The organism is Anaerolineae bacterium (assembly GCA_016931895.1).
In the GTDB taxonomy this organism is placed as follows: domain Bacteria; phylum Chloroflexota; class Anaerolineae; order 4572-78; family J111; genus JAFGNV01.
In genome coordinates this window covers 1-8182 of sequence record JAFGDY010000048.1, presented here as the reverse complement: position 1 = coordinate 8182, position 8182 = coordinate 1, and the positions used below count along the sequence as shown (strand labels likewise).

The 8182-nt window shown below is 56.7% G+C and carries 8 protein-coding genes; all 8 read right to left on the bottom strand.

Annotated features, from left to right (window positions below; translation table 11 throughout):
* The coding region (gene drmA, locus JW953_04240; GenBank protein MBN1991887.1) for a DISARM system helicase DrmA at positions 1-2483 on the bottom strand (2483 nt) is incomplete at its 3' end.
* 15 nt (positions 2484-2498) lie between these two features.
* Positions 2499-2876, bottom strand: coding sequence for a hypothetical protein (locus tag JW953_04235; protein MBN1991886.1), 378 nt, complete (start codon positions 2874-2876; stop codon positions 2499-2501).
* 27 nt (positions 2877-2903) lie between these two features.
* Complete coding sequence (locus tag JW953_04230; protein MBN1991885.1) at positions 2904-3050, bottom strand: SEC-C domain-containing protein; 147 nt, start codon at positions 3048-3050, stop codon at positions 2904-2906.
* A 1109-nt stretch (positions 3051-4159) separates the two neighbouring features.
* A complete protein-coding gene (locus JW953_04225; GenBank protein MBN1991884.1) occupies positions 4160-4441 on the bottom strand; it encodes a hypothetical protein in 282 nt (93 codons plus the stop codon).
* On the bottom strand, positions 4438-5259 hold the full coding sequence (locus JW953_04220) for a tetratricopeptide repeat protein (GenBank protein ID MBN1991883.1): 822 nt from the start codon (positions 5257-5259) through the stop codon (positions 4438-4440). The genes JW953_04225 and JW953_04220 overlap by 4 nt, the downstream gene beginning before the upstream one ends.
* 29 nt (positions 5260-5288) lie before the next feature.
* Positions 5289-5642 carry a hypothetical protein gene (locus JW953_04215; protein MBN1991882.1) on the bottom strand — a complete coding sequence of 118 codons (354 nt, stop codon included), beginning with the start codon at positions 5640-5642 and terminating at the stop codon, positions 5289-5291.
* On the bottom strand, positions 5618-6553 hold the full coding sequence (locus tag JW953_04210) for a hypothetical protein (protein MBN1991881.1): 936 nt from the start codon (positions 6551-6553) through the stop codon (positions 5618-5620). The genes JW953_04215 and JW953_04210 overlap by 25 nt, the downstream gene beginning before the upstream one ends.
* Positions 6544-8182: hypothetical protein (locus JW953_04205; GenBank protein MBN1991880.1), on the bottom strand; the 1639-nt coding region annotated here is incomplete at its 5' end. The genes JW953_04205 and JW953_04210, both read right to left, overlap by 10 nt.

Below are 8182 nucleotides of genomic sequence, written 5' to 3'. Positions count from 1 at the left end.
TTTTGGGCGGCGGCCAGATAGGCCACATAAACCCGGATCAACACCAATTTGAGCCGGGTACCGGAGGCGCAAATGCCAATGTAATGCCGGCCCGGAGCCTCGTTGCTCGAGGGACGACGGCGAGAGAAGAAGTTATCATCGGCATCCAAAGCGGCGGGGGGAAAGATTTTTACCTGGCGCAGGAACAGGCTATTGACCTGGTGCCGCGCCCGGCGAATGGTGGCCGTTGAGGCAATTACCTTGGGCCTTATCTTGGCGCCGTTGAGTTCCCAGGTAGCCAGGCGATCCACCGCGGTTTCATACAGGCCGACCAGTGTGCCCAGCGGCCCGCTGATGAGGTGCAGTTCGTCCTGAATGATCAAATCGGGCGGGCGCAGCGGCCCAATGGCTTGCGTTTTGCAGGCAGGCAATCCACCCTTTTTGGGATGGCTGTCGGCATCATCAACTTCCGGCGAGCGATAGCCGTGGCGCGGGCAGTAGCCACTGACCCGGCCAAAAAGCATCTGGGTAGCCCCTTTCCAGGGCATTTGGGCAAATTTATCCACGGTGGCGATGAGCAAGGTGGGCAGGCGACGGTAAATCTCTTCATCTACCACCACAATGGGCAGCCCTTCATCCGGCGATTGGCGGCGGCTGAAGGGGCATTGGCCCAATTTATCGCTGCAAAACTGGAAGGTACGGCCCCGGCCTTGCTCGTAGGTTTCAACCACAATATTTTTGCCGGGATTGATCGGTTGGCCGCACCAGGGGCAGTTGGTGATTTGGTGGGGCGTGCCGCCGCCGCCCCTGCCCCCACCCCAACCCAGATCGTGGTCTTTTTTGATGGCTTCGGCGGCGTCCTTGGTCCAGTTGGGCGTGCTGCTTTGGCCTACCCACAGGCCAATGCGAAACGGCTTGATCCCCCACTGCGCCGGATTTTCCCGGCGGATGATTTCGCAGGCGCAGATGAGGGCGGTAGCGCGCTGGAATTGCTGTAACGTTAACAGCCGCAGAGTGTAGCGCATGAGTACGGCCACCCCGGCCTGGCCGGACAAGCCGCCGAGTTCAGGCTGCAAGCGGCGAAGGGCCATGGTAAAGGCGGCCACGCCCAGGTAAGCCTCGGTTTTACCGCCGCCGGTGGGGAACCAGAGCAGGTCGGCCAGCGCGCCGGTGGCATCGCTGCGGTCGGGATGGGTGGGGTCCACCAGCCCCGGCAGGTTGAGCAAAACAAAGGCCAACTGGAAGGGTCGCCAGCTTCGGTTTTGGGGCTGGTCAATTTGGGCCAGGTCTGGCTGTTGGCCTTGACGAACCAGACGGGCGTAAATAGAGCGAATGCGCTGCAGGTACATAGCCCGGTTGGCAAACTGAAAGGCATCGGCGGCCTGGGGGTTTTCGTCTAACAGCGCCAGCCCGGCGCGAATACGGGCCAGGGCTTCGCGGCAGTTGTTGAGGGTCTGTTGGCCGTCGGCCAGGTAGGGCTGCAAATCCGGGGTGGGTTGGGCGAGGCGGGTTTCTTGCGTTTTAATCCAGTTTTCGTAGGCGGTGGTCAACGGGGCGATGGCGGTGGAGAAGTTGCCCAGTTCGGTTTCGGCCAGGGTTTTCATATCGAATACCGCCTGGCCAAGTTCAGGGACGTCGGCCAGCGCAGGCGGGTCCATTCGCTCCACTTCATAAGCGGGAATCACTTCGGTACGGACGGCGGTAGCCCGATTCCACCGGTCGGGGGCCGGTTCAACGTGAACGCCGGTGTTATGTCCTACGGCAAATTCCACCTGCCGGCGGTAGAGCATTTGCATCACCCGGTCTTCCGGCTCGTGGGTGTTCAATTCCGGCGGTAGTTGCCTTTTTACGAAAATAGGCGCGTTATCCGGCGCGGCCACCACCAGTTCCGGCTGAAAAAGCCAAGCTTCATCCTTGCGCACCTTTGGCTCCCGCTGGGCATTAACCAGAAACAGGGTGATGGTCCAGGCATCGTCGCGCCGGCGGCACAGGCCGCGCGCGTAAACATCTTCATTTTCTGGATCAGGATGCCAGGGGCCCAGTTCGCCTGGTTGCAGGGGAATGGGGGGCGAGACCGCCTCCACCGGACTGCGCTGCCAGACCACTCTTGAATGGCCCTGATAGGCGGAGATCGTTTCGGCTTGCACCCGTTTATACTGCCCCCAGCGTGCCGTGACTTCAATGGCTTCGGCGTTGCCGTCCACCGTGAAGGTCAGGCCCAGCGAAGAAGGATAGATGGTGACCGCTTGAGCCAGCCCGGATTCGGTTTTGCCGTCCTGACTATCGGCGTCACCATCCACGGCCAGATCGTCCTGCTCATCGGGCACAATGCGCTGGCCGCGTGGGGCCAGGCGGCCGACGATGTATCTATCACGGACATTGCGCTCGTCTACAATTTCTTCCGGGCCGCCCGCCGGGCCAAGCAAGTCGGCTCGGACCATTTCTTCCAGTTTGGCTCGCAGTTCGAGCGGGGAGGGGATTGTTTCCTTGAGTTTGTCGGGCATTGTTTTACCTTTCGCTCAACCAAAGCCGGGCGTCAGCCCATTGAGATCATCCACCCAGTAACGATAATCATTCAGCACAACGGCGTTGGCGCTGCTTTCGTCGTCTGCCCAAACCTGATCGGCCACAATCCGGCGTGGTTTGCCGCCGCGCTCTACGTTTAGCAAAACGCCCCGGCGCTCATCGGTGGCGGCCAGCCCCAGTACGGTGACAGGTTCGGCGTGGCCCGGCTCGTCGGGGTCGCGCCAGGTGGCGGCAAAGGGATAGTGAACGGCGTCGGTCAGGTAGACTTCTATGGCCGCGAGTTCTTCGTACTGGCCGTAACAATCCACGGTGACTTCTGCCAGCCGTTGGGCCTGATCGGGGATGGTGGGAATGTCGGCTATATCATACATTATCCGGCTCCATTTCAGGAAATACTATCATTTCTTGTCACTTTTCATATGACAACTCTTGTACTTCTTTCCACTGCCGCACCAGCAGGGATCGTTACGTTTTAATTTTTTGGCCCGGTCAGGTTTTGGCGGCTTAGGCGTTGAAGCGCCAAACAACTGAGACAGCTTACCCATAACCGGCGGAGGCTTGAGTTTCCGGGGGAGTACCTTGCTCCCCCTGATTTCCTCAAGTTCGGCCAGGATGGGGGCTTGCTTGTCCGGTTTGCCCCACTCCTCGTATAAGTTCACCAGCCGGTCCAGAACATCGGCTCTATCTTTAAGTGCAGGTCGAGCCAGGGCTTGCCGGAGAATAGGCTCGGCTGATTGGTAATCTTTGACCGATTGCTGCCATAGATAATATTGGTCTGACCAGCCGATATAGGCCCAGCCTTCGTCGGGTAGCTTTTCAACCAGCGCCCGGTAGACCGCTTCCGCTTCGTCTTGTCGCCCCAAGTCCCACAGGGCCTCGCCTTCCGCCCGCCGTAAATTGAGATAGCGATTATCGTCTACATTGGGAAACTGGGCTAAAAACTCGTGAACAAAACGTATCCGCTGTTCGTTGTAGTGGGGGGCGTCTCGCCCGGCATTGTGCAGTTCCATTTCCATATCGCCGGCCCAATTGAAGAGAGATTGGGTCAGCGGATAGGCCCGGTCAAAATCGTCAATCGAACGCATATCCGAGGTTGCCATTTGTTTGATGATTTCCCAGGCTTCCAGCCAGCGATCACACCCCAGCGCTTCTTGCCGCTGTTCGTAGATTAAGGTATACCCCTCCTGTATCAGGTCATCAAGCTTTTCATCCGGGTCCAGTTGGATAGGAGGCAGCGTGCCTGCTTTGATCTGTTCCCACCGTTTGGCTTCGGCCTGTTCAAAGGCATCGATGGCCCGCAGCGTACCCCTGGCCTGCCGCCGGTTTACCTGGTGCAAAACTCCGGCTCGCAGCGCATCCAGCAGCAGCTTATTGACCTCCGGGTTGTCGCCGCCATCTTCAATTTGCATCTCCACTGCGCCGAGAATGCCGTTTAACTTGCGAAAACGAATAAGGGGCAGGTTCAGTTTCTTGATTTCCGTTTCAATGGGGCTTAGCTGAGCGACCCGCGCCCGGTCATAGCGGACGGGTTCGTTAGAAGGTTGCCAACTCATTATAATTTACCCTTCTGCTGCTTTGGTTTGGGGGGTCTTTTCTTTCGTTTTGCCATCGTGTTACTTTCTCTTAAGGCAAATCTGATAAGTTCAATACCAGGTCAAGCAAGATCCAGACTGTAAGAAACCAGCTTCTCTTCATTGTTGTCTCTGACAAAAACAACCATCTGATTGTTGCGCTGCGCCCTCCGATACTGATCTTGTAAAATAGCTTGAGAGCGTTGATTCATATCTTCCTTGAACTCTTTGTACGGATAGGCATATATCCTCTGTTCCTGCACATCAAACAGCATCACCGGCCTTTTGGCGACAAACAAGTTATACCATTTCAAGATGTCTTCCCAATGCTCGTAAACCATTTCTAAATAGGGGTCTTCAGTCATTCATCATCCTCCGGCAATTGAACGGTTAAGCTGATGTTGTTGACATTGGCAAAGGGTTCTCTGAGAGCCAGGGCCGGCGTATGACCTGTTTGGCGGGTTAGGGGAAGACTGGCCAGGTTCTGTTTGGCCAGGTCGTAATCAGGATCAATGTCCAGCGCCCGCTTGAAGGCGGCTTCGGCTTCATCATACTTCTTTTGCATCAGCAAGGTCAGGCCCAGGTTGCCCCGCGGTTGGGGCAGGCACTCACCCATTTCAATGACCCGGCGGAAGGCTTGCTCCGCTGCGGCCCATTTTTCCCGGCGCATCAGTTGAATGCCGCGCTCAAACAACTCTTGCTGCTCCTCCAGTTGTTCCAGGGTAAAACCCGGCCCGCGCAGGGCGCGCTCGCTTTCGGCCATTTCCCGGGTTTGAGCTAAAATTTCGGTGAATTTTGTACGCTGCGTGGGGTCTGTTTCCAGTTCCACCGCTTTTTCAAAGTCTCGCGTCGCCTGCACCAGACGCATGGTGTAGCGGCCGGTCAAGCCACGATTGTACCACAAGTGGGCATATTGCGGCTTGATTTCCAACGCTTGCGACAGGGCTTGGTAGGCCTCTTCAAATTGGCTGAGCATGGTGTAAGCGCTGGCTAAATATTCAAGCGCGTCGGCGCGTTTTTGAGATTTGGCCGGCGCGTCGTGCAGAACACGCCGGCAAGTTTGGACCAATCCTTGATAATCTTGCCGCCTTAATTGCGCATTAGCCTGATCGATCCAATTATTGTCCTGTTTTTTGAGAACAAATGGTTTTTTTTGCTTTGGGTTTCGTTTACTTTTGGCCATACAACACTTCCTTTTGACATTTGCAAAAGCTAAAACAACAACATCTGCCCGCCGTCATCCGCCTTCTTCTTTTCCTTCCGTTTGCCCTTCGACCCCTTCTCGTGCAGCCCCGCCAGCACTTCTTCCTCGTAGCGCCGGTGGTTGAGTTCCAGCAGGCGCCCCAGCACCTCCCGGCGAGCGGTCTCGCTAATGGTGAAGCGCAGGCCCTGGGGCGTGTCGTGGAAATCGTGGGCCAGGTCAAGATCAGCCCAGCCGTAGGCCGCGGCGACGGCGGTGTCCATTTGCACGTGCAGTTCCCGCAATTTTACGATGTCCGGCGCGGTTTCTTCCGGGTTGTGGAAGCGATTGTAGGTGGCGGTCAGCCCTTCCTGGCGGGTGAGCATAATTTTCGGCGGTGTTCGTGGTAGGTTTTGCCGATGGCGTCGAGTTCAGAGTTGGGGGCGGCAGGGTCGGAATCGGGGAAGGGGAAGGTTTGGAAACAATCGGTTGGAATATACCGAGCATCTCCCTTTAAAGTTGATCCATAACATAGTACCCACGAGGTATGAAAACTTGATTGCAGCAATGAAAAATATCTGTTTTCATCAAAAGCGAATAATATTGTTGCGTGTGAGTAGACCATACCTTTTGGAACAAAGACAAAAGCCAGAGTTTTGCTAGTCTGAGCTACAATTAGGACTCTATTTAGGGGAGCGATAGCTTCATAGAGTTTGTCTTGCCGCCTTCCGTATTGCCACCATAGTTTTGCGTAACTGCCTTTCTTTTTTATTCGCTCAGGGTAAACTCTTTCGCGCACAATTGCCATACAACCTGGATAAGCCTCTGCCTTATCTAGAGGCCAGTTAAAGAAATTAATGATCCAACGGCTTGGGGATTGGGTAGGGCTAGTATTTAAGTCTTGTCCATTGATGAAAGGAAACAAAATATCCTTATTGCTCTGATTCTTTGCGATTAGTTTCTCAGCTTCCTCTGGTGGAATTATGAAACCAACACCGACCACATTAGTTCCCATGTGGCTTCTACCTTCATTTTGGTTAAGTATATGTGGATCACCAGTAACTTTGCTTGTATCCAACGCACTGGATATGTTTTTTACTTGTCTTCCATCTAGTAGTAACAACAAGTTATTTAGGTGTTTTGCAATGTGTACTACACTTACGATTACAGCCGCCATTCCGGGCCAAGGTTGACTATTGGTCGCGTTATAGATTATCCCACCATGGTTACTGATTGCATCTAAGGCAGTCTGTCTAGTATCACCTTGGGCAATCGTATTTGTCGCAATTAGCCCCAATGTTCCTCTCGATTGTAGATGGTTATAACCTCTAAGAAAGAAAAATGCGCTGTAGTCTGCATTCCCGCTAGACCCTGGGTAAACTTCATAAAGCAACTCGCGATAACTGTCCCCAAGAGTTTCACGAATACGCCGTCCACCAATAAACAGTGGATTGCCCACAAACGCATCAAATCCGCTGCGGCCTTCGTCCAAAAACACCTCTGGAAATTCCAACGGCCAGTGGAAGGGGCGCAGGCCCTGCGGCAAGTTGGCCTGGCAGGGGCGCGGTCGGGCGGCACGTCTTTACCTGCGTTAAAGGCCAGCAGCAGGGCATCGCGCAGGTCTTGCTGCTCCCCGGCGGGCAGGTCGTTAAAATAGCTGCCAATCAACATATCGCCGCCGCGTTTCAGGTTGTGGGCCACGGCCTCGGCTTTGGCCAGCAGGTGAGCCTTGTGGGCCTGATCGGTTATGGTGTTCACCGGCAGGGCGGCCAGTTGGCGGCGCAGGCTGACCATCCGGTTCAGGTCGGTACGGATGGTGTCGGCGTACAGGGGCTGCGCGCCGGCGGCTTCCAGGTTCCAATGCAACAGTTGCGCCAGGTTCACGCCTACCAGGGAGTCGCCGCATTTGAGGGCGTGGTCTAAAAAGGTAAAGGGCCGGTTTTTATCCAGCGTGATCAACCACAGGGAGAGCTTGGCCATTTCCACGGCCAGGGGGTTTTTGTCCACCCCGTACAGGCAGCGGTCGGCCACTAGGCGGCGGGCCAGCAGCAGGCGCTCATCGGGGTCGGCGGGGATGATCTGCTCGCCAGGGTCGCCGGTGGCGGGCTGGCCTTCGGGCGTTACAAATGGTGAATTGTGAATGGTTAATGACGAATTGTGAACGGCGTCCGCTACAGCCTCGCCCTTTACGCCTTTACGTTTTGCGGCTCTAGCTTGCACCTGTTTTTCAGCTTCGGCCCACGCTTCGACGAGACGCTCCGATAGATAGCGGCACGCCTGCACCAAAAACGCGCCGGAGCCCATGGCCATATCGCACACCTTCAGGTTGAGCAGGTTAGCGGCGGGGCGGAGTTGCCACTGCTCGCGGGGCCGGCCCTGGGCGGGGCCGGTGTAAACCAGCGGTTCCAGGGTGTGCTGCACAATCGGCTCGGTGAGGGCCTTGGGCGTGTAGTGGGTGCCGGTGGCGCGGCGCTCGGTGCCGGCGGTCACGTACACGCTGCCGGCGGGGATGACCACGGGCTGGCCAAAATCGTCGTCGCGCACCAGGTTGGCCCAGGGCAGCACGCGCGCGTACAGGGCATCGTTGTTGCCGCAGGCGGCGCGGAGTTTGGCCAGGCGCGGCAGGTCGGGCGGTGGGGTCGCAGGCGGCAGTGCTTTTTTGAGCGCGCTGGTCGAGCGGCCCGTTTGCTCCTGCAAAAAGTCCAGCAGTTCTTTTTCTTTGACGCCCTGCTCCGGCTGCGCCGGGTTGAGCCAAAACGCCTCCAGCGCGGGCAGGGGAATTTCCGGCTCTTTGTCGCGGGTTCCGGCCAGCCCCAGCACCGGCTCGTCGGCGCGGACAGCGGTGTGATCCAGCAGGCTCTCGTACACGTGGCCGATCTGCTCAATATCCAGGGCGCGGAAACTGAGGCGGCGCGCCTCGGCCGGG